At 71.3% G+C, this 25,934-nt stretch carries 34 protein-coding genes; 15 read left to right on the forward strand and 19 right to left on the reverse strand.

Features of this window, described 5'->3' with window-relative positions:
* Positions 1-22: 22 nt before the first annotated feature.
* Positions 23-1,546, reverse strand: a complete 1,524-nt coding sequence (locus G569_RS0120530; protein WP_028064816.1) for a Na+/H+ antiporter — start codon at positions 1,544-1,546, stop codon at positions 23-25.
* 28 nt (positions 1,547-1,574) lie between these two features.
* Between G569_RS0120530 and G569_RS61310 the strand changes: the two genes are divergently transcribed.
* The 4 genes from G569_RS61310 to G569_RS0120550 all read left to right on the forward strand — a co-directional run bounded on the left by G569_RS61310 (position 1,575) and on the right by G569_RS0120550 (position 6,089).
* Positions 1,575-2,084 (forward strand): DsbA family protein, encoded by a 510-nt coding sequence (locus tag G569_RS61310; protein ID WP_037497789.1) that lies wholly within the window; start codon positions 1,575-1,577, stop codon positions 2,082-2,084.
* A 204-nt stretch (positions 2,085-2,288) separates the two neighbouring features.
* A complete protein-coding gene (locus G569_RS0120540; RefSeq protein WP_028064817.1) occupies positions 2,289-3,308 on the forward strand; it encodes a hypothetical protein in 1,020 nt (339 codons plus the stop codon).
* Positions 3,305-4,687, forward strand: a complete 1,383-nt coding sequence (locus tag G569_RS0120545) for a hypothetical protein (protein WP_028064818.1) — start codon at positions 3,305-3,307, stop codon at positions 4,685-4,687. The genes G569_RS0120540 and G569_RS0120545 overlap by 4 nt, the downstream gene beginning before the upstream one ends.
* 58 nt (positions 4,688-4,745) lie before the next feature.
* Entirely contained in the window at positions 4,746-6,089 is a 1,344-nt protein-coding gene (locus tag G569_RS0120550; protein WP_028064819.1) for a hypothetical protein, read from the forward strand.
* Positions 6,090-6,136: 47 nt separating this feature from the next.
* On the opposite strand, the gene G569_RS0120555 is transcribed toward G569_RS0120550, so the two are convergent.
* From G569_RS0120555 to G569_RS0120585, 6 genes are all read right to left on the reverse strand, one after another.
* Complete coding sequence (locus tag G569_RS0120555) at positions 6,137-7,429, reverse strand: hypothetical protein (RefSeq protein ID WP_028064820.1); 1,293 nt, start codon at positions 7,427-7,429, stop codon at positions 6,137-6,139.
* Between the two features lie 10 nt (positions 7,430-7,439).
* On the reverse strand, positions 7,440-8,195 hold the full coding sequence (locus G569_RS0120560) for a hypothetical protein (protein WP_028064821.1): 756 nt from the start codon (positions 8,193-8,195) through the stop codon (positions 7,440-7,442).
* A gap of 48 nt (positions 8,196-8,243) precedes the next feature.
* Entirely contained in the window at positions 8,244-8,711 is a 468-nt protein-coding gene (locus tag G569_RS0120565; protein ID WP_028064822.1) for a group II truncated hemoglobin, read from the reverse strand.
* Positions 8,712-8,813: 102 nt separating this feature from the next.
* Complete coding sequence (locus G569_RS0120575; RefSeq protein WP_028064823.1) at positions 8,814-9,437, reverse strand: glutathione S-transferase family protein; 624 nt, start codon at positions 9,435-9,437, stop codon at positions 8,814-8,816.
* A gap of 21 nt (positions 9,438-9,458) precedes the next feature.
* Positions 9,459-10,211 carry a hypothetical protein gene (locus G569_RS0120580; protein ID WP_157592183.1) on the reverse strand — a complete coding sequence of 251 codons (753 nt, stop codon included), beginning with the start codon at positions 10,209-10,211 and terminating at the stop codon, positions 9,459-9,461.
* A 50-nt stretch (positions 10,212-10,261) separates the two neighbouring features.
* Positions 10,262-10,615: a HesB/IscA family protein gene (locus G569_RS0120585; RefSeq protein WP_028064825.1), complete on the reverse strand. Its 354-nt coding sequence runs from the start codon at positions 10,613-10,615 to the stop codon at positions 10,262-10,264.
* Positions 10,616-10,686: 71 nt separating this feature from the next.
* Here G569_RS0120585 and G569_RS0120590 point away from each other — a divergent pair, with 71 nt between their 5' ends.
* From G569_RS0120590 to G569_RS58515, 4 genes are all read left to right on the forward strand, one after another.
* The gene (locus tag G569_RS0120590) at positions 10,687-10,914 is read left to right on the forward strand and encodes a BolA/IbaG family iron-sulfur metabolism protein (protein ID WP_028064826.1); all 228 of its coding nucleotides are present in this window, start codon (positions 10,687-10,689) and stop codon (positions 10,912-10,914) included.
* 3 nt (positions 10,915-10,917) lie between these two features.
* Entirely contained in the window at positions 10,918-11,316 is a 399-nt protein-coding gene (grxD, locus tag G569_RS50120; RefSeq protein WP_037497794.1) for a Grx4 family monothiol glutaredoxin, read from the forward strand.
* A 145-nt stretch (positions 11,317-11,461) separates the two neighbouring features.
* Positions 11,462-11,737 carry a hypothetical protein gene (locus G569_RS66725; RefSeq protein WP_503473927.1) on the forward strand — a complete coding sequence of 92 codons (276 nt, stop codon included), beginning with the start codon at positions 11,462-11,464 and terminating at the stop codon, positions 11,735-11,737.
* Positions 11,734-12,414 (forward strand): type 1 glutamine amidotransferase, encoded by a 681-nt coding sequence (locus G569_RS58515; RefSeq protein WP_053226718.1) that lies wholly within the window; start codon positions 11,734-11,736, stop codon positions 12,412-12,414. The genes G569_RS66725 and G569_RS58515 overlap by 4 nt, the downstream gene beginning before the upstream one ends.
* Here G569_RS58515 and G569_RS0120610 read toward each other — a convergent pair.
* Positions 12,336-13,043 carry a hypothetical protein gene (locus tag G569_RS0120610; protein ID WP_037497797.1) on the reverse strand — a complete coding sequence of 236 codons (708 nt, stop codon included), beginning with the start codon at positions 13,041-13,043 and terminating at the stop codon, positions 12,336-12,338. The genes G569_RS58515 and G569_RS0120610 overlap by 79 nt on opposite strands.
* A gap of 133 nt (positions 13,044-13,176) precedes the next feature.
* On the opposite strand from G569_RS0120610, the gene G569_RS50130 reads away from it, so the two are divergent.
* From G569_RS50130 to G569_RS58520, 3 genes are read left to right on the forward strand one after another with little or no spacing between them, the layout of a single operon-like run.
* Complete coding sequence (locus tag G569_RS50130; RefSeq protein WP_169542205.1) at positions 13,177-14,295, forward strand: sensor histidine kinase; 1,119 nt, start codon at positions 13,177-13,179, stop codon at positions 14,293-14,295.
* On the forward strand, positions 14,292-14,951 hold the full coding sequence (locus G569_RS0120620) for a response regulator (protein ID WP_028064828.1): 660 nt from the start codon (positions 14,292-14,294) through the stop codon (positions 14,949-14,951). The genes G569_RS50130 and G569_RS0120620 overlap by 4 nt, the downstream gene beginning before the upstream one ends.
* Complete coding sequence (locus G569_RS58520; RefSeq protein WP_053226720.1) at positions 14,938-15,534, forward strand: class I SAM-dependent methyltransferase; 597 nt, start codon at positions 14,938-14,940, stop codon at positions 15,532-15,534. Before G569_RS0120620 ends, G569_RS58520 begins: the two co-directional genes overlap by 14 nt.
* Here G569_RS58520 and G569_RS0120630 read toward each other — a convergent pair.
* The 5 genes from G569_RS0120630 to G569_RS50145 are packed head-to-tail and all read right to left on the reverse strand — an operon-like array spanning position 15,531 to position 19,190.
* On the reverse strand, positions 15,531-15,884 hold the full coding sequence (locus G569_RS0120630; protein ID WP_028064829.1) for a PRC-barrel domain-containing protein: 354 nt from the start codon (positions 15,882-15,884) through the stop codon (positions 15,531-15,533). The genes G569_RS58520 and G569_RS0120630 overlap by 4 nt on opposite strands.
* Positions 15,885-15,898: 14 nt before the next feature.
* Positions 15,899-16,756: an ABC transporter permease gene (locus tag G569_RS0120635; RefSeq protein ID WP_028064830.1), complete on the reverse strand. Its 858-nt coding sequence runs from the start codon at positions 16,754-16,756 to the stop codon at positions 15,899-15,901.
* Positions 16,753-17,559, reverse strand: a complete 807-nt coding sequence (locus G569_RS50140; RefSeq protein ID WP_037497800.1) for an ABC transporter ATP-binding protein — start codon at positions 17,557-17,559, stop codon at positions 16,753-16,755. The genes G569_RS0120635 and G569_RS50140 overlap by 4 nt, the downstream gene beginning before the upstream one ends.
* Before the next feature lie 18 nt (positions 17,560-17,577).
* Complete coding sequence (locus G569_RS0120645; protein ID WP_028064831.1) at positions 17,578-18,801, reverse strand: RNA polymerase sigma factor; 1,224 nt, start codon at positions 18,799-18,801, stop codon at positions 17,578-17,580.
* Positions 18,798-19,190, reverse strand: coding sequence for a YciI family protein (locus G569_RS50145; RefSeq protein ID WP_053226722.1), 393 nt, complete (start codon positions 19,188-19,190; stop codon positions 18,798-18,800). Before G569_RS50145 ends, G569_RS0120645 begins: the two co-directional genes overlap by 4 nt.
* A gap of 113 nt (positions 19,191-19,303) precedes the next feature.
* On the opposite strand from G569_RS50145, the gene G569_RS50150 reads away from it, so the two are divergent.
* Positions 19,304-20,176, forward strand: coding sequence for a DegV family protein (locus G569_RS50150; protein ID WP_037497803.1), 873 nt, complete (start codon positions 19,304-19,306; stop codon positions 20,174-20,176).
* A 37-nt stretch (positions 20,177-20,213) separates the two neighbouring features.
* The gene (locus tag G569_RS0120660) at positions 20,214-21,383 is read left to right on the forward strand and encodes an AI-2E family transporter (RefSeq protein ID WP_028064832.1); all 1,170 of its coding nucleotides are present in this window, start codon (positions 20,214-20,216) and stop codon (positions 21,381-21,383) included.
* Here the strand turns inward: G569_RS0120660 and G569_RS0120665 are convergent.
* The 6 genes from G569_RS0120665 to G569_RS0120690 are packed head-to-tail and all read right to left on the reverse strand — an operon-like array spanning position 21,380 to position 24,228.
* On the reverse strand, positions 21,380-21,622 hold the full coding sequence (locus G569_RS0120665; RefSeq protein ID WP_028064833.1) for a DUF3618 domain-containing protein: 243 nt from the start codon (positions 21,620-21,622) through the stop codon (positions 21,380-21,382). The two genes, G569_RS0120660 and G569_RS0120665, sit on opposite strands and share 4 nt — an antisense overlap.
* Entirely contained in the window at positions 21,619-22,071 is a 453-nt protein-coding gene (locus G569_RS50155) for a phage holin family protein (protein WP_053226723.1), read from the reverse strand. Before G569_RS50155 ends, G569_RS0120665 begins: the two co-directional genes overlap by 4 nt.
* Before the next feature lie 3 nt (positions 22,072-22,074).
* Positions 22,075-22,659, reverse strand: a complete 585-nt coding sequence (locus G569_RS0120675) for a hypothetical protein (RefSeq protein ID WP_028064834.1) — start codon at positions 22,657-22,659, stop codon at positions 22,075-22,077.
* Positions 22,656-22,793: a hypothetical protein gene (locus tag G569_RS62795; RefSeq protein WP_157592186.1), complete on the reverse strand. Its 138-nt coding sequence runs from the start codon at positions 22,791-22,793 to the stop codon at positions 22,656-22,658. The genes G569_RS0120675 and G569_RS62795 overlap by 4 nt, the downstream gene beginning before the upstream one ends.
* A gap of 11 nt (positions 22,794-22,804) precedes the next feature.
* Positions 22,805-23,401 (reverse strand): TetR/AcrR family transcriptional regulator, encoded by a 597-nt coding sequence (locus tag G569_RS0120685; RefSeq protein WP_028064835.1) that lies wholly within the window; start codon positions 23,399-23,401, stop codon positions 22,805-22,807.
* Positions 23,401-24,228, reverse strand: coding sequence for a carbon-nitrogen hydrolase family protein (locus tag G569_RS0120690; protein ID WP_028064836.1), 828 nt, complete (start codon positions 24,226-24,228; stop codon positions 23,401-23,403). The genes G569_RS0120685 and G569_RS0120690 overlap by 1 nt, the downstream gene beginning before the upstream one ends.
* Before the next feature lie 60 nt (positions 24,229-24,288).
* Between G569_RS0120690 and G569_RS0120695 the strand changes: the two genes are divergently transcribed.
* Entirely contained in the window at positions 24,289-24,924 is a 636-nt protein-coding gene (locus G569_RS0120695; protein ID WP_084285294.1) for a DUF2804 family protein, read from the forward strand.
* A gap of 205 nt (positions 24,925-25,129) precedes the next feature.
* A partial coding sequence (locus G569_RS0120700; protein ID WP_028064838.1) for an SLC13 family permease occupies positions 25,130-25,934 on the forward strand: 805 nt, incomplete at its 3' end.

Below are 25,934 nucleotides of genomic sequence, written 5' to 3' on the forward strand. Positions count from 1 at the left end.
CCCGCGGAGTCCGGGGAGCGGGCTATCTCAGCCGTGCCTCTTCGAGGTCGAGGTCGCGCTCGATCAGCCGCTGGATCTCCTGGCTGACCTTGCCCTCGTTGCGCAGGCCGAGCACGGCGGCGCGCTCGGCCTTGATCAGGTCGCGGCGGACCTCGCCGAAGCGCATCCGCTGCTCCGCCGAGACGTCCGGGGTCTTCTCGCCGCCGATCACCGCCATGCACTGGCGGAAGCGGGCGCGATAGAGGTCCCGCAGCCGCCGCAGCGGCTCCTCGCCGATCCGCTGCTCGTCCTCGAGCTCGTCGAGCCGGTCGAGCGCCGACTGCGCCGCCTCCAGCCGCGCGATCGCCTCCTCGGGCGACCACTCGCGCTCGTCCGGGAGCCGTAGGGCGCGGATCAGCGGCGGCAGCGTGAGCCCCTGGCCGACGAGCGTGATCAGGATCACCACGAACGTGAGGAAGATCACCTCGGCGCGGCCGTCGATCCCCTCCTCGATCGAGAGCGCCGCGGCCAGCGAGATCGCCCCGCGCATGCCGCACCAGCCGACCACGACGCGCTCCTTGAGCGAGAGGCCAGGCGCGAGCGGCAGCAGCGCGAACACGGACCGCACCGCGATCACGAGCGCCGCCAGCAGCGCGCCGGTCGCCAGCAGCGTCCCCGCGCTGCCGTCGCCGACCTCGTCGAGGATCGAGTCCAGCTGCAGTCCGAGCAGGATGAACAGCAGCGCCTCCAGCCCGAAGACCATGATCTTCCAGAAGGCGCTGGCGGTCAGGCGGGTGTCGGCGTCGAAGTACTCCGACTGGTGCCAGCCGGAGTACAGGCCCGCGACCGCGGCCGCGAGGATCCCCGACGCGCGGGCCTCCTCGGCGATGATGTAGCTCAGGTAGGCCGCGGCGACCGTCAGGAAGACCGAGACCGTCACGTCGGGCTGGCGGCGGATCAGCCGCAGCATCACCCACGAGACGCCGACGCCGACGACCGTCCCGCCCGCCGCCGCCAGGACGAACTCGCCCAGCCCCTTGCCCGCCTGGAAGCCCTCGACGCCGGCAGCGCCGACGGCCACCTTGAACGCGGTCAGGCCGGTCGCGTCGTTGATCAGCGACTCGCCTTGGACGAGCAGCTTCACGCGCTCGGGCACGCGCACGGAGGTGAAGGTCGCGACCGCGGCGACGGCGTCGGTCGGCGCCACCACCGCGCCGAGCATGAACGCCGCCGGCCACGTGAGCTCGGCGACGAGCTCGTGGGCGGCGACGGCGATCACGACGGTCGTGACCATCACCAGCGCGAGCGCGAGGAGCGCCAGCGCGCGGCTCTCCGCCCGCAGCTCGCGCGGCGAGGAGTACCAGCCTGCCGAGAGCAGGAGGGGCGGGACGAAGACGAGCAGGACGACGTGGGCGTCGAGCTCGATCGGCGGCAGGCCGGGGATGAACGAGATCCCGAGACCGGCGAGCACGAGCACGATCGGGTACGGGACGCCGACGTGGTCGGCGGCGCGGACCAGCAGCACCGCCGCGAAGAGCAGCGCGAAGAGGAGCTCGAGGTCACCCACGGAGCGCGGGAGTCTAGGATCGCCGGCGATGCCCGTGCCGCCACTCGACGGCGACGATCACGTCGCCGGCCCGCCGGACGCTCCGCTCGAGCTGATCATGTACGGCGACTTCCAATGCCCGTACTGCTCCGCCTCACAGTCGATCGTGCGGCGGGTGCGCACGCGGCTCGACGGACGGCTGCGGTTCGCCTTCCGCCACCTGCCGCTGCACGAGGTGCACCCGGAGGCGCAGAAGGCGGCCGAGGCCTCAGAGGCCGCGGCGGCCCAAGGCAAGTTCTGGGAGATGCACGACGCGATGTACGCCAACGGCGGCAAGCTGGCGGTCGCCGACCTGGCCGAGGTGGCGCAGCGGTTGGGACTCGATGTCGAGCGGTTCCGCGCCGAGCTGATCGACGGGGCCTACGCCGGCCGGGTCGCGCGCGACGAGGACGCCGCCCGCGCCGCCGGGATCGCGGCCACCCCGGCGTTCATCGTCAACGGCGTGCCACACATCGGCTCGTTCGACGCGGGGTCCCTCGTCGAAGCGCTGACCGGCTAGGAGCCGGTTGACGAATGGTCGGTCCGACCGATGTGGTGCAGCCCGCCAGTGGCTCGGGCCGGCCGCGCTCGCGATGCGGCCCTCTGGGCCGTGAGCAGCGCGGGTGGCGCGAGACGCCGCGGATGCGCCGCAGCGGGCGTACCGGTATTCGTCAACCGGCTCCTGGGTCAGATCCCATCGCAGGCGACTACCCTTGCCCGGCTGATGCTGCGCGCCACAACCATCCTCGCCCTGTCGCTGTCCCTCGTCGTCGCCGCCTGTGGCGGCGGTTCGAACAAGCCGACCACACCGTCGGACGCCGTCCAGAACGTCCCGAGCGAGAACGGCGTGCGCGAGAACGTCAAGAAGGCGTCCGAGCCGACCGCGGCGGAGTTCCCCGCGGCGAACGGCGCGACGCTGCAGGAGCTGGCCAACAAGATGGCGGCGGGCCCGCAGCTCGCGCTCGCCAGCTCGGTCTTCACCACGCCCGGTGACAGCCGGATGGCGTTCGGCATGATCGCGAGCGACGGCACGCCGGTCTATGGGCCGACCGCGGTCTACGTGGCGCCGACGCCGGACGCGAAGGCCGAGGGCCCGTTCGTCGCGCCCGCCGACGTGCTGCTGACCGAGAAGCGCTACCGCTCCAAGCAGGCGGCGACGACCACCGACCCGTTCGTGGCGGTCTACGGCGCCGACGTCAAGTTCGCCAAGGACGGCAAGTACTCCGTGCTGGCGACGACCAAGAAGGCCGACGGGTCGCTGACCGGCGCCACCGGCGAGATCAATGTCACCCCGACCAGCGCGGACCGGATCCCCGGGGTCGGCGACAAGGCGCCGAAGGTGCACACCGACACGCTCGAGAGCGCCAAGGGCGACGTCTCGAAGATCGACACGCGCGTTCCGCCGAGCGACATGCACGACGTGGACTTCGCCGACGTCGTGGGCAAGAAGCCGGTCGCGCTGCTGTTCTCCACGCCGCAGCTGTGCCAGTCGCGGGTCTGCGGGCCTGTGACCGACATGGAGCTCCAGATGAAGGCCAAGTATGGCGACAAGATGGACTTCATCCACCAGGAGGTCTACGTCGACAACGACGTCAACAAGGGCTTGCGCGAGCCGTTGAAGGAGTTCAACCTCGCGTCGGAGCCCTGGCTGTTCGTGGTCAACACCAAGGGCGTCATCACCGCCCGCCTGGAGGGGTCGATCGGCGTGACGCAATTCGAGAACGCGGTCAAGTCCGGCCTGTGAAAACGCGCGTCCTCGCGGCGGCCGCGGCCGTCGCCCTGCTCGTGCCGGGAGTTGCGGAGGCGCACGGTCTCGTCCAGCGCCAGCAGCTGCCGATCCCGCAGTGGCTGTTCGCGTGGGCGGCCGCGGCGGTGCTGGTCATCTCGTTCTTCGCGCTGGCCGTGCTGTGGCCGCAGCCGCGGTTGGAGCAGGACTCCTGGAAGCCGCTGAAGTACGGGCGGGCGATCGCGTCGCTCCCGGTGCAGATCGTGTGCGGGTCGATCGGCGTGTTCCTGCTCGTCGTGACGCTGTTGGCCGGCTATCTGGGGTCAGGGACCGCGCTGGACAACTGGGCGCCGACGTTCCTGCTGATCACGTTCTGGGTCGGCATGGTGTTCGCGTCGATCATCTTCGGCGGGATCTACCGGGCGTTCAGCCCGTTCCGGGCGATCGGGCGGGTGCTGCCGTCTTTGAATCGGCCGTATCCGGAGAAGCTCGGGCGCTGGCCGGCCGTCGTGGGGCTGTGGATGTTCACGTGGATCGAGCTCGTGAGCGGGTGGGGCGAGGAGCCGGGGACGCTTGTCACGGCCGCGCTCGGCTACACGATCCTGATGCTCGCCGCGCAGTGCTACTGGGGCGTGGAGACCTGGTCGCGCCGGGGCGAGGCGTTCGGCGTGTACTTCGACATGTTCGCCCGCATGTCGGTGTGGGAGGTGCGTGACGGCAGGCTGGGTGTGCGGCGTCCGCTCGCCGGCCTGACGCGGCTGGACCCCGCCGCCGGCACCGTGGCGTTCGTCACCGTGATGATCGGCACCGTCACGTTCGACGGGCTCTCGCAGGGGCAGTTGTGGAAGGACGTCTCGGCGGACGTCGTGGACGTGCTCGACGGGCTCGGGATCGGCGCGCTGACGGCGTCGAAGATCGCGGCGACGTTCGGGCTGCTGCTGGGCGTCGGCCTCGTCGCCGGCTTCTACCGGCTCGGGATCGAGGGCGCGCGCTCGGTCGGCGGCGGGCTCTCGTTCGCGAAGCTCGAGTTCGGCTTCGTGCACTCGCTCGTCCCGATCGCCGCGGTCTATGTCGCCGCCCACTACCTGACGTTCCTCGTCTTCGAGGGGCAGGCGATCATCTACCTGGCGTCGGACCCGTTCGGGCAGGGGTGGGACCTGTTCGGCACCGTCAATGCCGGGATCGACTACGGCGTCTTCCCGCAGAACGACACGTGGTACGTGCAGGTCGCGGTGGTCGTCGTCGGCCACGTCGCGGCGTTGATGCTCGCCCATGACCGGGCGCTGGTCCTGTACGGCCAGGCGAAGCTCGCCGTGCGCTCGCAGTACTGGATGCTGGGCGTGATGGTCGGCTTCACGTCGCTTGCCCTCTGGTTGCTGGCCCAAGCCGGCTCCTAAGAAGCGGTCGCAAGGGTCCGGCAATGAGGCGGCAATGAGCCGCCGCGATCCTCCTGCCATGAAATGGACCACGTGGGCGGCTCTCCCCACCGCCCTGCTCGCGTTGGCAGTGGGCGCGCAGACCGCGTCGGCCGACTCGATCGCCTATGTCAACAAGACCGACGGCAACATCTATCTGTCGACTCCGGACGGCTCCCGCTCCTACCAGGTGACCTCGACCGGCGGCTACAGCGACGTGTCGCAGGCCGACGACGGCACCATGATCGGCCTCAAGGGCGTCCGCCTCAACAAGCTGTCGCGCGAGGGCGCCGTGCTCGCCGACTTCGACACGCCCGTCTCCGACACCCGCCCCGCGGGCTCGCGGACGTTCTTCGGCCCCTTCGATCCCGCCATCTCCCCGGACGGGACGAAGGTCGCTTATACGTACTACTACATGACGCAGAGCCAGAACCCTGGCTGTTTCCCGCCCACCTGCGTCGTCGCGATCAATGAGGCGGGCACGGGCTACTCGTACTCGGACCGGCAGACGTCCTGGGACGAGCCGGGCCTCGGCTACCACTCGGGCTGGCGCCATCCGGCGTGGGTCGACAACGACATGACGATGATCTCCAACCCGTCGCACCTGCCGAACCGCGACATCATCCTCGACCGCATCTCCGACGGCGGCAACGGCCACGGCAACATGGTGATGAACTGGACGTCGGACACCGCGGACAAGAACCCGCACGTCTCAGGCGGCGACATCACCCGCGACAAGCGCAAGCTCGCGTTCGTCACGGGCGAGAACGACTCGACGCTCACCGTCTACTACGTCCCGACGTTCCCGACCTCGTGGAAGGACGGCGACCCCAACAGCGACGAGGTCCACATCTGTTACCGCTACGGCACGCCGGCGGGCGGGACGTTCGGCGTCCCCTCGTTCTCCCCGGACGGCGGCGCGATCGCCTACCACGACGGTGACGGCGTCCACGTCGCGGCGGTCCCGCCGTTCGCGGCCGACTGCACGGTGGAGGGCGCCACGCCCACGCCGCCGGTCGTCATCCCGAACGCCGTGGAGCCCGACTGGGGCCCGGCCGACGTCCCGCCGGCGCGCACACAGGTCGACAAGGACGTCAAGGACGACGTCAAGACCGACGTGCCGTCGCTCTCGGTCAAGGTGCTCTCCGCGACCAAGCGGGCGGGCGTGAAGCTCTCCGTCAAGGTCCCGGGCGCCGGCAAGCTCTCCGCGACCGCCAAGGCGGGCAAGCGCACGGTCGGCAAGGCCTCCAAGACCGTCAAGAAGGCGGGCACCGCCGCCCTTCGCTTGAAGGTCTCCCGCAAGGGCAAGCTCTCCGTCAAGGTCACCTGGGCACCCAACGGCGGCCCCGCGGTCACCAAGACCCTCACCGCGAGAGTCCGCTAGCGACAAACCTAAACCCCACCTAAGGGGTCTGACCCTTTAGGTGGGGTTTAGGTTGCGCAGGTGGATCGTGGGGGCGGGTCGGTTGGCTTGCGGGCGCCGCCCCACGCGGTCCATTCCTTGAGGGCTGGGCGCTCGTGGGTGAGGTCGGTGGAGACCAGGCCGGTGGGGAACTTGTCGTCCTCGCGGACGGTGTACTGGAAGGCGATCGTCACCCGCGGGTCCTCCCACCAGCGCACGAGCTGGTCGTGGAGGGCGAGGCAGCCGGCGGCGGCGTCGGAGATCGAGGCGCCCGCGCTGAGGTCCTTCGGCGCCGGGCCGACGCCGGTCTCGGTGATCCAGATCGTGAAGGGGTGGCCGCAGCCGAAGGCGTCGAGCGCCTTCGACGCCTGCTCGACCGGGTCGTCGCCGCCGATGTATGCGTGCTGCGTCCAGACCGTCGTCGCGCACACGAGGTCCTTGGGGAGGCCGGCGATGAAGTCGGGGACGGAGGTGACGTAGCGGGTCGTCTTCATCAGCCCCGCCGTCTCGCCGAGCACGAGTTGCTGGTCGCCGGCCGCGGCCGCGAGCGCCTGCTGCATCGCGGCCGCGAGCTGCGCGTAGGCCGCCGGCGCCAGGCTCGGCGACGACGGGTCGCACGCGGCCCGCTGCGGGCTGACGAACGCCGGGTGGTTGGGTTCGTTCCAGGGGGTGAAGAAGCTCAGCGCGGCGCCCTCCTCGCGCGCCGTCGCGATCACCCGCTCGATCAGCGCCTGGTAGGCCCCAAGCGCGTCCGCGCGCGGCGGGCGTGACCGCGGCCCCGCCTGCGGGCGCTCGCAGCCGGAAGCCGGGCTCGCCGCCCAGTCCGGCGTCCCCGTGAACACCACCAGCGCCGTCCACCCGCCCTCACGCTGCCGCGACGCCAGCGCCCGCAGCTGCTCCCGCACCCCGCCCCAGCCGAGGCACGGCCCGACCTCCCGCATGCACCCGCCGTTCGGCTGGTCCATGTTCGCCGGCGTCTCCGCCGCGGGCTGGATCGACGCCCAGTCGATCACGAGCCGGAAGTACGCCGGCTTGATCGCGCCGAGCTTGTCGCGCACGCCGTTCCACGGCTCGGGGACCTGCTTCGCCGCCGGCGCGGCGACGAGGTTCGGGTTGAACTCCGTCACCCCCACCGCGAGCCCCTTGCCGGCGGGCGGCGGCGTGGGAGGAGCGGGTGTGGCCGCCGGCGTGGGGGAGCTCTTCGCGGTCGGCCCCTGTCGCGCCGGCTTGACGTCGACGTCGTCGCGCGAGAGCTCCACGACCACGAGCGCGACGAGAACGGCCGCCGCCAGCGCGTAACAAGCCAGGGCGAGCCTCGGCACCCAGCCGAGGCTAGAAGATCGAGAAGGCGTCCTCGCGCGGACCCATGAGATCTGCGAGGTTCGTGCTGTATACGCCGCCGCGCATGCTCCAGAACGCGCGCTTGCCGTCGGCGAGCAGGCTGGAGTAGACCGCGTCTTCGCCTTGCGTCCAAGCGCCGATCTTGCCGGCGGGCGGAGCGGCGTCCGGGTCGGGAAGCGTGACCACGTAGCGGTCGAGGAACTTGCGGACCTTGGCGCCGTCCTCCCCGGTGGCGAACGATTGGAGCGTGGGAGCCACGAAGAGCTCGATCGCCCGCTTCTTCGCGTCGATGTACGCGCGCCCCGAGTCGGTCATCGCCACCACCACGCGGATGCAGAGCTTGTCGTCCGGCGCGGACATGGGCAGGCACTGGCTCTCGCGCTTGGACCGCTTCGTCGCGATCACGCACAGCTCTCCTGAGCCGCCGTCGTACAGGAACACACGCGTGCGCCGCGCGGGCAGCTTGATCTCCGATGAGCCGAACCCCGTGGTCCCGAACCCGTCCCCGAGATCCTTCACGGTGACCGTCCCGCACCCGACCGTGGCCTTCCGGCCGCCGATCGTCTTCCAGAGCTTCGCCGCCTTCGGACCGAAATGCAGGTATGGGATGTCGCCCGCGTGGCCGACCGTCACGCCGTCAGCGGCGTCGTAGTCAGGGACGTACAGGTCGCCGAGCGTCTCAGCGTGCGCCGCGGGAGCGGCGAGGCCGAGCGAGACCAAGGCGAGGATCAGGGTTCGGATGAGCATCGCGCGGCATTGAAGCGCACGCGAACCGCTGATCAATGGGATCTTCGTCTACTCAGGGATGTACGGCGGCGCGACGCCCCAGCCCCAGCGCGGGACCGGCGCGTGCTCCGCGACCGCTGCGCCCGGCTGGGAGTTGTGGACGGCGAGCCGCGTGCCCCACTCCGCGTAGCCCATCAGCGCGGCCCGGAACTCGGGGTCGTCCGGCAGGCCCGCCACGTCGGCCGCCTCGCTGAGCAGCGTGACGAAGCGCAGGCGCAGTTCGGGGGTGATCGCGAGGCCGCGGTGCCTGGCCAGCATGTGCTCGTAGCCGCCCCGCTCGGAGGTGTAGACCGGCGGCCCGCCCATCACCTCGCACCACCACTCGGTGACGTGCACGCGGTGCTCCTCGCTCACGGTCCCGCCGAACAGCCGCGCGAGCTCCGGCACCCCTTCGACGAGGTCGTAGAAGACGTTCAGCCAGCGCTCGAAGGCCTCGCGGCCACCGCCCCACTCATAGATCGTCGGCGTCTCGCTCATCCCACCACGCTAAAGCCTTCGCCCGCCCGGTCGAGCAGCCGCTCGGCTCGCGCCAACTCCTCGTCGCGCTCGCGCAGCGTCACGCCGCGACTGTGCCCCGGGTCAGTCGTAGATCGACCGCGACGCCCCGGGCCGCGCGTTGTCCGGGTAGACGACGTAGTCGTCGACGAAGCCCGGCAACCCACGCACACGGTCCAGCCAGGCGTTGACGTGCGGCGGCGTGTCCAGGCCGGCCTCGCCCGCGCGGCTGCCGTACGCGAACACACCGACGTCGGCGATCGTCGGCGCCTCACCGACCAGCCAGTCGCGCGTCGCCAGGTGCGCGTCGAGGTGCGCGAGCGCCCCGCGCCCGGTCTCGAGCCGCGCCGGGTCGAACGGCCGCCCGGTCAGCGCCCGGAACCGCGGCCCGCCGATCCCGCCCATCACCCGCTCCTGCTCGAACGACAGCCACATCGCGACCTCCCCTCGCGCGAACGCATCGTCCGGCAGGAACGCTGTGCCCTCGCCGAGGAACGTCAGGATCGCGTTGGACTGGGTCAGCGTCCGCCCGTCGTCGAGCTCGAGCACCGGCGTCTCGCGCAGCGGATTGAGCGCCCCGAACGCGTCGGTCAGCGTGTCGCCGGCGAAGATGTCGACGGCGACCCGCTCGTACGACCGCCCGAGCAGCGCGAGCAGCAGACGGACCTTGAAGCAGTTCCCGGAGGCGGCGTAGTCATAGAGGCGCATACGCCTCCAACGCGCGAGCGGCTAGAAGAGTGAGTCGAGGTGCCCGCTGGTGCCGATCGCCGGGACGTTCGTGCTGAAGACATCGCCGTCGCGGCGCACATACCAGCGGCGGCCGTCGCGCAGGAGCGTCGCCGCCACGGTCGTCTGCTCGTCGTTGAAGAGCCCGACCATGCCGGGCGGCGGCGTGGCGTCGGGCGAGTCGAGCGCGACCACCTCATCGCCGAGTTCCTCCTGCAGCTCCGCGATCGGTTGGTCGAACATCGAGTCGAGCTCGAGTGCGCGCAACCGCTCGTCGAGGTCGATGACACCCTGCTCGGTCCGCGTGACCACGACCTTCATGCAGTAGTCGTCGTCCCCAACGGCCGGGATGCACACGTCGTCACGCGGATCCTTGACCGAGATGAAGCAGACGTCAGACGGATTCGGCAGTCGCACGCTCACGCGACCGCGCCTGCTCGGAAGCCGCACGTCGGTCCAGAACATCCCCGCGTGCCACGAGTAGTTGCCCCCGCCGGTGTCCCCGCCTCCCCCGTAGCTGCCGTCGTCCTTGATCGGATGCCCGCACGCGACCACGGCCTTCTTCCCGGCGAGCCCGCGATAGAGCTTCGCGGCCTTCGGGCCGAACCGGAACACGATCTTGCCGCCCGAGCGCGTCACAGAGACGCCGTCGGACGCGTCATAGATCGGGACGACCTTGTCGAAAGGCCCCGCGGAGGCGGCCGGAGCGGCCAACGCGAGCACGGCCATGGACAACAAGAAGGCGCGCATGAACATGCGCGCCATTCAAGCGGCGCGAAACGCCGTTACAAGTGAACGTTTGTCGACTAGACGGCGGAGACTTCCTCTTCCTCCGCGACGCGGAAGGAAGAGCCGCAACCGCAGGCTGCGATGACGTTCGGGTTGTCGACCTTGAAGCCGGCGCCCTGCATGGACTCGACGTAGTCGACGATCGCGCCGCGCACGTACGGCAGCGACGGGGAATCGACGAGGATGCGGAGGCCGTGGTCCTCGAAGACGGTGTCGCCGTCGCGTTCGGTGTCGAAGGCGAGCGCGTACTGGAAGCCTGAGCAGCCGCCGCCGCGCACGCCCACGCGCAGACCCGAGGTCTGGACGTCGGCGCTCTGGGACGACAGGAACTCCTGCACCTTCTCTGCGCCCTTGTCGGTGAAGCTGATCACGTGTCGTACTCCTGTGGTGGTCTCCCAGCCAATACTTCCCGAAGTGTAGCGACCGCTAGCCTGTACGTCAGATGCCCTCTACGGACGATCTCAAGCAACGCATCGAGGCCGCTATTCCGGGTGCTTCAGCCACGGTTATCGACCTCACCGGTACTGAGGACCACTTTCGCGCCGAAGTTGTCGCGCCGGAGTTCGCCGGAATGAGCCGCATCGAGCAGCATCGCCGTGTCTACGCGGTGTTCGGGACCGACATCGGCGGCCCCATCCATGCCCTGTCCCTCGTCACCAAGGCGGAGTAGACCGTGAGCACCAATCCCATCCGCGACGAGATCTCCAAGGCGATCTCCGAGCACGAAGTCATCCTCTTCATGAAGGGCCGGCCGGAGCAGCCGATGTGCGGGTTCAGCGCGCGCACGGTCGCGGCGCTCGACGCGCTCGGCGCCTCGTACGCGGCGGTCGACATCCTCCCCGACCCGCGCATCCGCCAGGAGCTGTCGGCGATCTCGAACTGGCCGACGATCCCGCAGCTGTTCGTGAACGGCGAGCTGGTCGGCGGCTGCGACATCGTCACCGAGATGTACGAGACGGGCGAGCTGGCGAGCACGCTCGGCATCATCCCGTCCGACGCCGCTCCGGCCGACGCCCCCGTCGCCGCCGAGGCCGGCGCCCCGCCCCTCCAGATCAAGAACAACCTCGCCTGACGCAGCAGCACTTCTCGTCGCCGCCCTCGCGCTCGCGGGTGGCGGCAACGAGCAACCCGCGCGCTGCTCGTCGCGGTGCTGCGCAAAGCCCCGTCCCGACCGCTGAGCGCGCACCGCCGCCGACCAGGCGCGCCTGTTCCTCCGCATCGACCGCCTCGTCCCGAAGCGCCACCGCGCGTACGCCCGGCAACTCCTGCACGGCATCGTCGAGCCGCAGTGGCGGGGCATCGCGACCGTCGCCCGCGCGCGTCACTTCACCGTCTTCTTCAAGAGCGGCTGGCGCGAGGACATCGAGCACCAGGTGGCGCTGCTGGAGCGCTTCGGGCGCCGCGTCTCGCTCGCGGTCCTGACCTCCGGCGAGCCGGCAGACGTCGGCCGCGCGACCGAAGCCGGCATCGCATCGCGCATACTGGCCCCATGACGCACATCGCCGTCATCCACCACCTCGCCCAGCCCTTCCTCGGCAACGCCGGGGAACCGCTCGGCCCCGTCAACGAGTACTTCGACGGGCTGCCCGATCTCGACGAGGTCGACGGCATCGTCTCCTTCGGCGGCGCGCAGGACGCGTGGGAGCCGCAGTACGAGCCCGAGCGTGAGCTGATCCGCGAGGCCGTCGCGCGAGAGATCCCGTTCCTCGGCGTCTGCCTGGGCTCACAGCTGCTCGCGCAGGCGCTCGGCGGCGAGGTGTCGCGGCTCCCCCGCCGGATGATCAGCTGGGAGCCGCTGACGGTGATCGCACCGGACCCGGTGCTCGGCGCGATTCCCTCGAACGCGTACGCGCTGCACTGGAACCAGGACGGCATCGAGCCCCCGCCTGGCGCCGTGGAGATCTACGCACGCCCGAACGGCGGCCGCGCGGAGGGCTTCCGCATCGGCCGCCATGCGTGGGGCATCCAGTTCCATCCGGAGGTCGACCAGGCCGCGGTGGACAGCTGGTACGCGGGCTGGCCCGAGGCGCTCGAGCCCGCCGGGGTGACCGAAGCGGGCGCCCGCGAGGCGGACGCCCGCTTTCTCCCCGGTCAGGCGGCGCTCTCGACCGCCATCTTCGGCGCCTTCGCGCGCTTGGTCCGGGCGAACGTCCACTCCGCCCAGGTCTGATCGCTCATCCGCGCGACGCGCACGCCGATCGGGATCAGCGCGACGCCGATCAGCACCGCGCCGAGCGCGGCCGGGACGAGCCCGGTGCCGGAGGCGAACGGCAGGATCCAGCCGACGGCGACCGCGATCGGCGCCCACCACTTCGCCACGCCCGCCCGGACGGCGGCGACCAGCAGGGTCACGAGCCCGAAGAACATCGGCGCGATCGTCGTGGCCAGCATCACGCCCGCGGCCCACGTCATCGCGCTGTCGGCGATCTCGACCGACTGCTCGCGCGGCAGCGACTGCGCCAGCGCGAGGTCGTAGTAGTCGGTGACGAGCAGGCCCGGGAGCGTGGCGAGGCCGATCACGGCCAGGACGCCGCCGATGTGCGCGACCTTGGGGGTCGAGCGGCGGGCGAGGTGCATGATCCCGAGCGCGGCCGGGAGCAGCAGCAGGTAGCCGAAGTGCAGGATCAGCGCGGCGATGCCGGCCTGCTCGGGATGGGCGGCGAGCGCGTCGTGGTAGGAGGCCGTCGTCGCCTCCTGCTCCCACGGCGTGGCGAGCATGCCGGCGAGCGTGACGATGGGGGCGAGGATCAGGGCGAGAGCCGCGACGACGCGGCTGAAGCGGCGGGGATCGGAGAGCATGCATTCGAAGCTACGGGCCGTTTCGTCACCCGTCGTCGCCCGCCGCAGTGATCGTGCGTCCGCCGCGTGGGGGACGAACCGATCATCCGCGGGGCCGATGAACACGGAGCGCCGCGCCGGTACCTTGGCGCCCATGGACCGCGCCCAGAGGATCGACATCGCGATCGCGCTGCCGATCTTCGCCCTGGGCGTGCTGGAAGCGGTGGTGCGAGAGCACACGGACCGCTGGCTGGTCGCCGCGGCGGTCAACGGCGTCGCGGTCGCGTTCCGCCGCCGCCAGCCGCTCGTCGCGCTGGCAGCGGTCGTGATCGTGCAGTCGTTCGCGCACGACCAGACCTACGACACCGACCCGCTCTCGCCGTTCCTGGCCGAGCTGATCCTGATGTTCACCGTCGCCTACCAGCTGCCGCTGAGGCTCGCGCTGCTCGGCTACGGGATCGGGCTCGCGTACGTGATCGTCGACTTCAGCACCGGCCGCATCCAGGAGATCGCCCAAGCGGGCGCGCAGTCGGGCTTCTACCTGCTGGCCTGGGCCGCGGGCCGTGCGCTGCGCGGCCACGAGGAGCGCCGCGAAGCCGCCGAGCGCCACGTGGTGCGGGTGGAGCTCGAGCGCGAGGAGCAGGCCCGCGCCGCGGTCGTCGAGGAGCGCGCGCGGATCGCCCGCGAGCTGCACGACGCGGTCGCGCACAGCGTGTCCGTGATGGTCCTGCAGGCGGGCGGCGTGCGCCGCCTGCTCGGCAACGACCCCGAGCGGGAGCGCGAGCGCGAGGCGCTCGCCGGCGTCGAGGAGACCGGCCGCCAGGCGGTGCACGAGCTGCACCGGATGCTCGGCATCCTGCGCAAGGCCGATCCGGGCGCCGATCTCGCTCCCTCCCCCTCGCTGCGGCGCGTCGAGGAGCTGGTGACGCAGGTGCGCTCCGCGGGGCTGGAAACGTCACTCACCATCACCGGCGAGCCCGTCGACCTGAGCCCCGGTCTCGACATGTCCGCCTACCGGATCGTGCAGGAGGCGCTGACGAACGCCCTGCGCTACGCCCCCGGCAGCGCGGTCGGCGTGACCGTCAGCTACGGGCGGACGCTGGAGCTCGAGGTGCGCGACAGCGGCGCGCGCGTGAACGGCACGCCGCCCACGAAAGGCTCCGGCCACGGCATCGTCGGGATGCGCGAACGCGCCGAGCTGTTCGGCGGCACGCTCGAAGCCGGCCCGGCGCCCGGCGGCGGCTGGCTCGTCCGTGCGAGGCTCTCCACATGATCTCCGTCGTGGTCGCCGATGATCAGGCGCTGGTGCGCGCCGGCCTGCGGATGGTGCTCGACGCCGAGAAGGACATCGAGGTCATCGGCGAGGCCGCCGACGGCGAGGAGGTCCTCGAGGTCGCCCGCAAGGTCAAGCCCGACGTCGTCCTGATGGACATCCGCATGCCCGTGCTGGACGGCCTGGAGGCCTCGCGCCGCCTGCTCGCCACCGACGCCCCGCCGAAGGTGCTCGTGCTCACGACCTTCGACGAGGAGGAGTACCTCTACGAGGCGTTGCGCGCCGGCACCAGCGGATTCCTGCTGAAGGTCTCGCCGCCCGAGCAGCTGATCGGCGCCGTCCGCACCGTCGCCGCCGGCAACGCGTTGATCGACCCGGCCGTCACCCGCCGCGTGATCGCCGCCTTCGGCCGCCGCGTCGCGACCAAGCCGCCGCCGTCGACCCTGAACGAGCTCACCGCCCGCGAGATGGAGGTGCTGCAGCTGATGGCGCGCGGGATGAGCAACCAGGAGATCGCCGCCGCGCTGATCGTCGGCGACGCCACGATCAAGACCCACGTCGCCCGCGTTTTGATGAAGCTCGGCCTGCGTGACAGAGTGCAAGCCGTGGTCTTCGCCTACGAACACGGGATCGTCGAGCCAGGTGCCGTCGACTGACGCGATCGCGTACGTCCGCGCCGCGCTCCCTCCACCCCCCGCCCGCGTGCTCGAGATCGGCGCGGGGGACGGCACGCTCGCCCGCATCCTCCGCGCCGCCGGCTACACCGTGACCGCCATCGACCCGAAGGGCGGCGACGGCGTCGAGCAGGTCGCGCTGCTGGACCTCGACGCGCCGCCGCGCACGTTCGACGCCGCGGTCGCGATGGTCTCGCTGCACCACGTCGTCCCGCTCGGCCACTCGCTCAAGCGCCTGTCGGAGGTCCTGCGCCGCGGCGCGCGGCTGGTCGTCGACGAGTTCGACGTCGAGGCGCTCGACGAGCGTGCCTCGGCCTGGTGGCTCGGCCAGAACGGCCACGACAAGAAGCCGGCCGACCACGTCGCGGAGATGCGCGAGCACCTCTACTCGGTCGGCCACATCCGCGAGGAGCTCGCGGCCTGGTTCGACCTCGGCGAGCCCGTGCCGGGCGCCTACTTCTATCGCTGGCCGGACCGCCCCGAGCTGCGCGACGAGGAGGAGCGGCTGATCGCCGCGGGCGAGCTGGCCGCCGTCGGCAGGCGCTTCGTCGCGATCCGGCGCTAACGCTTGGCGAGCCGCCGCGCGCCCTCGCCCGCGGGCGCGTAGTCGAGGCCGTAGTGGCGGAACGTGGCGGCCTCGTCGTCGAGGGTGAGCTCGACGTCGGTGTCGAAGCTCGGCGCCTTCTTGAACTCGCCCTTGTCGCGGTCGACGCGCAGGTACTCGCGGCCCACCGACGCGCCCGCGAGCGGGACGAGCGTCAGCGACTTCGAGAACGTGCCGGACTTGACGGCCGCGAACGTCGGCTCGTCGGTCTCGCCGTCGAAGTAGATCTCCTCGAGCTTGCCGAGCTTCTCGCCGGTGCGGTCGACGACCTCCTGCCCGCGCCAGTCGGTGATGTTCTCGACTCCGATCATGGGTGGTGCATTCCCTACAGGTCGCGCCGCCGAAACGCGGCGAGCGCCAACGCGCCGACGAGCGCGGTGTAGACGATCACGTACGGCCACAGGCCCGCGCCGAAGGCCTGCGCGCCGCCGAACGGGCCGAGGTCGATCGCGAAGCGGGTGAAGCCGAACGTGTCGGCGGTGATCTGGCTCAGCGCGGACTGGTACAGCGCCTCGAACGGCAGCACCCACGAGGCGGCCTTGCTGACATCGGCGAGGGTGTCGGAACTCAGCGCCTCGGCGATCTGGCCGAGCAGGCCGGCGGTCAGCCCGGCGCCGAAGAGCATGAAGATCGCGATGCCGTTCGCGGTGCTCGAGAGCACGACCGAGCCGGCCAGGGCGAGCGCGGCGATGATCGCCACCGCCACGCCGAGCTCCAGCGCGGGCACGACCACCCGGTCCGGCCACCAGCCGATGAAGACGTCCGTGATCACGGCGCTCGCCAGGAACACGACGATCACGTAGGCCGCGCAGACGCTGCCGGCCGCGATGAAGCGGCCGGCGAGGAACGTCCCGCGCGAGATCGGCCGCACGAGCAGCGGCTGCAGCAGTCCGCGCTCCGCGTCGCCGCGGACGGCGTTGAGCGTGAGGAAGACGGCCAGCACCGCGCCGAGGAAGAGCGTCGCGAACATCGAGAGGCCGAGCAGGGTGCCGCCGAAGAGCACCCGCCCGTCAACGCCCTCGGAGGTCGTCTGGCCGATCTCGTCCGCGTTGCCGGAGATCTGCCACGTGCCGAGCCCGTAGAGGCCGAGGAAGGCGACCGTCAGGAGCGCGACCACGATGAACACGCGCCGCCGCACGGACTCCTGGAGCGCGAACGAGGCGATGATCAGCGCGCCCTTCACCGGCCGCCCACCACCTCGAGGTAGGTGTCCTCGAGCGTCGAGCGGATGACCCGCACCTCGTAGACGTCCTCGCCTTCGGCCACCAGCTCGCGCACGAGCCGCGGGATGTCGTCGCGCGTGGCCTGGGCGAACGTCCGCGTCCCGTGGCCGGTGTCGATCTCGACCCCGCCCGCGTGGCTGAGCTCGGCCGGCGAGCCGGCGGCGACGACCTCGCCGCGGGCGATGATCGCGACGCGGTCGCAGACGAGCTCGACCTCGCTCAGCAGGTGCGAATTGAGCAGCACGGCGACGCCGCGCTCCCGCAGGTTCTCGAGCAGTTGGCGCACCGTCCGCCGGCCGGCGGGGTCAAGGGCGCTGGTCGGCTCGTCGAGAAGCAGCAGCTTCGGGTCGCCGATCATCGCCTGCGCGATCCCGAGCCGCTGCTGCATGCCCTTGGACATCGCGCCCACGCGCCGGTCCGCCACCTCGCCGAGCGCGACCAGCTCGAGCAGCTCCCGCCGTTCCGGGGCACCCCCGGACGAGCCCGCGAGCTTCTGGTGCAGATGCAGCAGCTCATCCGCGCTCAGCCAGTCCGGGAAGCGGAAGAGCTCGGCGAGGTAGCCGATCGCGCCGCTCACCTGGACGCTCCCGCTGGTCGCGCGGACGAGCCCGCAGGTGATCTTCACGAGCGTCGACTTCCCGGCCCCGTTCGGCCCGAGCAGGCCCACCAGCTCACCCTCACCGATCCGCAGATCGACGCCCTTCAGCGCTTCGTTCGCCCCGTACCGCTTGCGCAAGCCCTCAACGATCAGTGCGTCGGACACGCGCCCAACATAAAGGGGTCAGGCCCCTTTATCTGCGGAGATTTCGTGCAGCCTCTGTGCAAGGAACTCGTGCTCGACCGGGCTCTCGGTGCGCGCGAGCGCCTCGCGGTAGGCCGCGGCGGCCTCCTCGCGGCGGTCCAGGCGGCGCAGCAGATCCGCGCGAGCGGCGTGGAAGAGGTGGTAGTCGGCGAGGTCGATCGTGTCCATCAGCTCCAGGCCGGCGAGCGGCCCGTCGCGCTCCGCGACCGCGACCGCGCGGTTCAAGGCCACGATCGGCGTCGGCGAGACGTGCTGGAGCTGGTCGTAGAGCCAGACGATCCGGTCCCAGTCCGAGCCGCGCGCGTGCTCGATCGCGATCGACGCCTGGATCAGGTACGGGCCGAGACGGGCGAGCCGCCACCCGCGCGCGACCAGCCGCTCGCCCTCGACGATCTCCGCGACGTCCCAACGCGAGCGGTCCTGGTCCGGGAGCAGGACGAGCCGGCCGTCGGCGTCGACGCGGGCATCGCGGCGCGAGTCCTGCAGGAGCATCAGCGCGAGCAGGCCGATCGCCTCCGGCTCGTCGGGCATCAGGTCCACGAGCACGCGGCCGAGGCGGATCGCCTCGCCGCACAGTCCGGGCCGCACCGGCGGCCCGTATCCGGCGTTGAACACGAGGTAGACGGTCGCGAGCACGCTGCGCAGCCGCGCCGGCAGGTCGGCGTCGCGCGGCACCTCGTACTTGATGCCCGCCGCGGCGATCTTCTGCTTGGCGCGGGTGATGCGCTGCGCCATCGCCGGCTCGGAGATCAGGAACGCGCGGGCGACCTCGGCGGTCGTGAGCCCGCCGAGCGCGCGCAGCGTCAACCCCACCCGCGCCTCCGGCGCGAGCGCCGGGTGGCACGTCGTGAAGATCAGCCGCAGCCGCTCGTCGGGGATCGGTGACACGGGCTCCTCGTAGGCGTCCTCCTCATCGCCGCCGAGCGCGCGCAGCTCGGCCTCGAGCGCGGTGCGACGGCCGGCCCAGCGGCGCTCGGTCCGGATCCGGTCCAGCGCGCGGTTGCGCGCCGCGGTGACGATCCACGCCGCCGGATTGTCGGGCAACCCGTCGCGCGGCCAGCGCTCGAGCGCCACGAGGAACGCGTCCTGCACCGCCTCCTCGGCGCGGTCGAGGTCGCCGAGGATGTGGGCGAGAACGGCGACCGCCCGTCCCGACTCGCGCCGGAACAGGCGGTCGACGAGTACGTGCTGCGGGCCGGTCAGGAGGCGGTGGCCTGCGCGCCGTCGATCTGGCCCTGGATCGCCTCGTAGTCCATGACCGGGCGGACCTCGATCGCGCCCGTCTTGGCCTCGGGGATCCGCGCGGCCCAGTTGAGCGCGTCGTCGAGGTCCTTGCACTCGAGCAGGTAGTAGCCGCCGAGCTGCTCCTTGGTCTCGGCGTACGGGCCGTCGGTGAGCATGCGCTCGTCGTCGCGCACCCGCACGGTGGTCGCGGTCGCGGTCGGCTGGAGCCCGTCGCCGCCGACGAACACGCCCGCCTCCCCGGCGGCCTGGCCGAACTTCCCGTGGGCCTCGAACGTCGCCGCGATGTCCGCCGGCGAGGCGTCCGCGTATGAGCTCTCGTCGTTGTAGATCAGCGCCAGGAACTTCATGGTGTGGCCTCCTTTTGAGGTGCGGTTGCGACCCTATGACGTCTGCGTGAGCGGCGTACGACATTCGTGGCGCGTAAACGCTCGTCCGGGTCACCGGCTAGTCTCCGGCGGCTATGTCCGAAGTCGCCGTGGTCACCGATACGACGCAATATCTGCCGCGCGAGGTGATCGAGCGCCACAACGTTCGGCTCGTCTCGCTCTACGTCAACTGGGACGGGCGGACGGATCGCGAGAGCGACCTCGTCGATTACGACGCCTACTACGACTTCCTGCGCAGCGGCGGTGAGCTGCCGAGCACGTCACAGCCGAGCGTCGGTGACTTCCTCGCGGTCTACGAGCCGCTGGTGGCCAACGGCGACGACATCCTCTCGATCCACCTGAGCGGCGGGATCTCGGGCACCGTGCGCGCGGCCGAGCAGGCGCGCGACCTGCTGATCGAGCGCGGGATGGCGCCGGAGAAGATGCTCGTCGTGGACTCGCTCACGGGGTGCGCGGGGCACGGGTTCATGGCGGTCGCGGCGGCCAACGCCGCGGCGGGCGGCGCGGACCTGGCGGGTGCCGCGGCGGCGGCGCGCAAGCTGCGCGAGGACCTGCAGATCATCGTCATGGTCGACACGCTCGAGTACCTGCGCCGGGGCGGGCGGATCGGGGCCGTGCGCGGGTGGATCGGCGCCACGCTGAAGGTCAAGCCGATCCTCACGATCGAGGGCGAGATGCAGCCCGTCGAACGCGTGCGGACGGCGGGTCGCGCGTTCGAGCGCCTCGTCGCCCACCTCGAGCAGCGCCACGAGAACGGCTGCGACCAGTTCGCGATCCAGCACATCCAGGCGTCGGCCGAGGCCGAGCGCCTGGCCGAGCGCGGGCGCGACATCTACGGGCGCGACCCGGAGCTCCTGTCGGAGATCGGCCCCGTGATCGGCACCCACACCGGCCCGGGCGTGCTCGGCGTCGCCGGGCTTCGATCAGACTTGCTCGGACCTTTCTGAGAAGGAATCCCGGGCGTGGGCTGGAAAGCCCCGCCCGGTGGGCGTTCCGCTCGATCCAACACGCAAGCCGGGTGAGCCGCCGACCATCCAGGTCGTGCCGGCGTTCTCGCCGCGCATCCTCGTGCGGACGCTGCTCATCTTCGTCACGTTCGCGATCTCGCTGTACCTGATCTTCCTGCTGCGCAAGCCGATCGGGTGGGTGCTGATCGCGACGTTCCTCGCAGTTGCGCTGAGCGGGCCGGTGAACCTGCTCAACAACTACATGCGGCGCGGGTTCGCGATCACGATCGTCTACTTCTGTCTGCTCCTGATCCCGATCGGGATCGGCGCGCTGATCATTCCCCCGCTCGTTACGCAGGGCAACAACCTGATCCAGAACCTGCCCAAGTACGCGCAGGACGTCCAGGACTTCGCCGACAAGAACGAGCGGCTGCGCAAGATCGAGGCCGACTACAACATCACCGAGAAGCTCCAACAGCAGGCCGAGAAGCTGCCCGCGCGGATCGGCGACGCGGCGAGCGTCCTCGGCGACATCGGCCTCGGCGTCGTCAACTCGCTCTTCGCGCTGTTCACGATCCTCGTGTTGACCGCGTTCCTGCTCGGGAGCGGCCGGGGCTGGGTGAACCGCTTCCTCGAGTTGCGGCCGGCCGAGCAGTCAGCGCGGATCCGCAAGGCGCTCGACCACATGGGCAAGGCCGTCGGCGCCTACGTCGGCGGCGTGCTCGCGCAGGCGACGGTGGCCGCGATCCTCGCCTACATCGTGCTTACGGTCCTCGGCGTGCCGTTCGCCGCCGCGCTCGCGATCGTGATCTTCTTCTCCGACCTCGTGCCGCTCGTGGGCGCGACCATCGGCGCCGTCCTCGTCGGGATCGTGACTGTCTTCGCCGACTTCCCGACGGCGACCATCGTCTGGGTCATCTACTCGATCGCCTACCAGCAGATCGAGAACACGGTGATCCAGCCGCAGATCCAGAAGCGGGCGGTCAACGTGCACCCGTTCATCGTGCTTGTCGCGGTGCTGTTCGGGTCGACGCTGCTCGGCGTCCTGGGCGCGCTGGTGGCGATCCCGATCGCCGCGTCGGTGCAGATCGCGATCCGCGAGTGGTGGGACTTCCGCCACGACCAGACGCTCAACGACCTCATCGCTCCGGGGACGCCTACGCCGCCCCCGGACGATACGCCGCCGCCGGCGCCCGAACCCGCTTAGTAGCGCCGGCTGGAGCGGCGGCCGGTCAACAGACCGGTGAACGCGGCGATCCCGCCGCCGAGGACGAAGCCCGTCACGGCCGCGCCGATGATGACCTCGCGCTTGTGGGCGCGCAGGTGGGCGCGCCAGTCGGTCGCCTTCGTGACCTCGCCGCGCAGGCTCTCGACCGCGATCGCGAGCTCGGCGCGATTGGCCTCGATCGACGCTCGGATCTCCTCCGGGGAGCGGGGGGCGCTCATCGCGACTCCACCTGGGTCGGCGGGGCGGGAGCGACCGTGGTCGACGGCGTCGCCGGGTGCGGCGCCGTGATCGTCTGCTTGATCAGCTGAGCCTCCTCGATGGCCATCTGTGGGGTCGGCGGCGAGCCCTTCTTGAAGAAGCGCGCGGCCAGGAAGCCGGCCAGGCCGCCGAGCAGGAACAGCGCGCCCGAGACGATCAGATAGCCGACCCAGGCGTTCGTGCCCAGGATGTCGGCGATCAGCAGCGCGATGAAGTGCAGGAAGTAGATGAGCCCGGCGAGGATGAAGATGCCCGCGGCGGCGCCGACCGCCGCGCCCTTGGCCAGGCCGGTGATCTTCTCGGTCACCTCCGCCTTGGCCAGCTCGATCTCCTCGCGGACGAGCAGCGAGGCCTTCTCGGAGACCTCCTGGATCGCCTTGCCGAGGTCCGAAATCTGTGGGTCCGCCATTGCTCAGTCGACCAGCCTCTTGAGGATGCGGGCAATCAGGAACGCGCTCGCGAAAGCCACGCCCGCGGCCACCTCGGGCCGCTCGAGCGGGCTCGCCTCCGCCGGCTTGGGCGCCTCGTACGACGAGGTCGCCGCGGCGGCGGCCGCGGGGTCGGTGTCTGATCCCACTCCCGGAGACATCACGTTCGCACCGGAGAGGTTCGCCTTGGGGTTCGTGGCCCCTGCCTTCTCGCGGGCCAGCTTCTCGGCGTTCTCGGCCTGCTCACGCGCCCGCCGGGCCTCGGCCTGCGCCTGCTCGGCCCGCTCCTTGGCCTTGCGCTCCTTGCGGGAGAGCTTCTCCTCGGCCTTCTCGGCTTCCTCGACCTCGTCGTGAGCCTTGTGGGTCTCCTCCTCGGCGCGGCGCGCCTCGGCGTCGAGCACCTGCTGGCGCAACTCGGCACCGCGCGCCTCGGCGGCGGTCCGCTCAGCCTGCGCCTGCGCCTCGCGCGCCGCGGCGACGTCGGCCGCCTGCTCGGCGGTCGCGCCCGGCTGCTCGTCGTCGAAGCCGGGGCTCCACTCCTGCGTGCGCTGGGGGTCGTCGTCTTTCACTCGGGCGGATCTTCCCCAAAGATGCGGCGGAATACCACGGCCGCGATCCGCGTGGTCACGATCGAGGCCAGTGCGCCCACCCCGGCGAGCAGTCCGGACCAAGCCAGGCGCTTGACGAGTTCGTTTTCGGTCATGGCGGCGGAGTCTATGCGGCCAAGCCGCCGACGATGGTGCGAACCACGTACGTCTTGGCCAGCTCGTACTCGGCGTCGCTCTCCGGCAGGAGCCCGAATATCCACCCGGTGAGGACCTGCTCGATCGCCCCGTAGAACGCCATGACGGCGAACTCGGAGGGGATCTCCTTGCGGAACTCGCCGGTTTCCTGGGCCTTCTCGACCACGCCGCGGATCAGCGCGTAGGCCTCGCCGATCTTGCCGATGTGGGTCGCGCCGAACGTGTTCGCGGCGCGCGTGACCTCGACGATGATCACCTTCATGAGGTCGGGGTCGTGACGGTAGGACTCGACGATGAAGCCCGCGATCGCCGTCAGCTTCTGCTCGGCCGGGACGTTGAGGCGATCGGTCTCGCGGATCGCCTCCAGCAGGAAGTCCCAGCGCTCCAGGAACAGCGTGTCGAGCACCTGGTCCTTGGACTTGAAGTAGTGGTAGACGAGCCCGTACGCGACGCCGGCCTCGTTGGCGATGTCCGATACCCGGCACGAGTGGAACCCCTCGCGGGCGAAGACGCGGACCGCCGCGTCGAGGATCAGCCTGCGCTTGTCGACCGCGGCCTGCTTGGTCACTACGCGTGGACCTCGGTCGGCCAGCGGTACGCCTCGGGACGCCGGTTGGCCAGCGAGGGCAGCGTGCGGCGGATCTCGGCCTGCCGTGAGAGGTCGAGCTCGGCGACGATGAACGTCTCGGTGTCCGGCGCGGTCGCGAGCACGACGCCCCACGGGTCGACGATCATGCTGCGCCCGCCGGAGCGGATGCCCGGCGCGTGCTCGCCGACCTGGTTGGCGGCGACGACGAACGCCTGCCCCTCGATCGCGCGAGCGCGCAGGAGGATCTCCCAGTGGTCGCGGGTGGTCGCGAACGTGAACGCGGCGGGCACGGCGACGATCTGCGCGCCCTTGACCGCGAGGATCCGGTAGAGCTCCGGGAAGCGGACGTCGTAACAGATCGACATGCCCAGCTCGGCGCCGTCGGCGAGCGTCGTGACGACGATCTCGTCGCCCGGCGCCTCGTGCTCGGACTCCTTGTAGACGCGCCCGCCGACCTCGACGTCGAACATGTGGATCTTGCGGTAGCTCGCCTTCAGCTCGCCGTCAGGGCCGACATGGATCGACGTGTTCGCGCCGCGCTCGCCGCCGGTCGACTCGCTGAAGGAGCCCGCGACCAGATCGATGGACAATTCGGAGGCGATGCTCGTCGCCCACGCCTGGATCGGACCGTCGAACGGCTCAGCCGCGGCGATCGTCTGCTCCGGCGTGCCGAGCGCCGGCCACTTCTCCGGCAGCACGACGAGGTCCGCTCCGGCCTTCGCCGCCTCGCGGGTGAGGCGGTCGGCGGTCGCGAGATTGCGGTCCCGGTCAGGGGTTGACTGCAGCTGGACGGCGGCGGCACGCACGAGGGTTCTCCTTCCCAAGACGGACTGACCCGTCAGTCAACGAGCATATCGTTCCGGTCGATGGCACTCCAAAAGTCGTGGCAGTGGATGGGCGCGTTCGGACCCGATCTGATGCTGTGCAGCGCGTGGGCGAAGGTCGGCGTGATCCGCCGTTCGTGGTGGGCGGTGTGGGACGGCTCGACGTTGCACGAGGGGACGCGTGCACCGTTCTCGCTCGCGTATGAGAAGGGCGAGCCGATCGAGGTGACCACCGGGCCGGCGTGGACGCGCAAGACGCCGCTGCGCGTGCGCGGCACCGTGCTCGGGCGGGAGATCGACCTGCCGGGCCTGCTGGACGAGTCGCGGGGGCGCCACGCGCGCCGCACCGCGTGGCGCTGGTCGGCGGGCGCGGGCGTGTCATCCTCGGGCGCGTCCGTCGTGTGGAACCTCGTCGAGGGCCTGCACGACCGCTCGCCCTCGGAACGCACCGTCTGGGTCGACGGCAAGCCCCACGAGGTCGCCCACCAACCCTTCGACGGGCTCACGCGCGTCGGCGACCTCGCGTTCGAAGCGGTCGCCACGCGGGCAAAGCGCGAGAACTACCTCGTGATCGCCTCCGACTACGAACAACCCTTCGGCAGCTTCTCCGGCTCCCTCCCGGTGGCCGGTGAGCTGACCGGGTGGGGAGTGATGGAGCGCCACGAGGCTCTGTGGTGAGGCCGCTGCGCGCGGCGGCGCGGCGTGGCGTGGCGCGGCGACGCGGTCCGGCGGCGCGGCGCGGTCCGGCGGCGCGGCGCGGTCCGGCGGCGCGGCGCGGTCCGGCAGCGCGGCGGAGTCCGGCGGCGCGGGGCGGTCCGGCGGCGCGGCGCGGTCCGGCGGCGCGGCGTGACGCGGCGGCGCGCGCGGGCGGCGCGACGCGGCCGTGGTAGTTCTCGCCGCCGTCCTGCTGGCGGCCGCGATCGTCGCCGCGGTCGTCCAGGACCGGCGCGCGCCCGAGGCCGCGGTCGCGCTCGGCGGCGCCGCGCTGCTCCTCCTGCTCGGCGGCCTCTCCTGGCACGACGTCCGCACCGAAGCGGGCGACCTCGCGCCGACGCTCGTCGTGCTTGCGTCGCTGCTCGTGCTGGGGCACGGGTGCCAGCAGGCCGGGGTGTTCGACGCGCTCGCGGCGCGGCTGGCGCGCGGCGCGCGGGGGTCGGCGCCGCGGCTGTTGACGCTGGTCGTGGTCGCGGCCGCCGCGGTGACCGCGGTGCTCGGCCTCGACGCGACCGTCGTCCTGCTCACGCCCGCCGCGTTCGCCGCCGCGGCGAAGACGCGCCTCAACGGCCGCCCGCACGTGTACGCGTGCGCGCACCTGGCCAACTCGGCGTCGCTGCTGCTGCCGATCTCGAACCTGACGAACCTGCTCGCGTTCCGCGCCTCGGAGCTCTCGTTCGCGCGCTTCGCCGCCTTGATGGCGCTGCCGTGGGTGGTGGCGATCGCGATCGAGTGGGGCGCGCTGCGGTGGGTGTTCCGCCGCGAGCTCGAGCCGCCCGGCCGCACGCCCCGCGAATCGATGCCGCCCTTCGCGCCCGCACCGCTCGTGGTCCTCGCGCTGACGCTCGTGGGCTTCGTCGTGGCGGGCCCGCTCGACATCGACGCCGCGTGGCCGGCCGCGCTGGGCGCGCTGTTGATGGCCGCGGTGACGGTGGCGCGCGCACCGCGCGGGGACGCCGCCGCACCGCGCGGGG

It is taken from the genome of Solirubrobacter soli DSM 22325 (genome assembly GCF_000423665.1).
Classification (GTDB): Bacteria; Actinomycetota; Thermoleophilia; order Solirubrobacterales; family Solirubrobacteraceae; genus Solirubrobacter; species Solirubrobacter soli.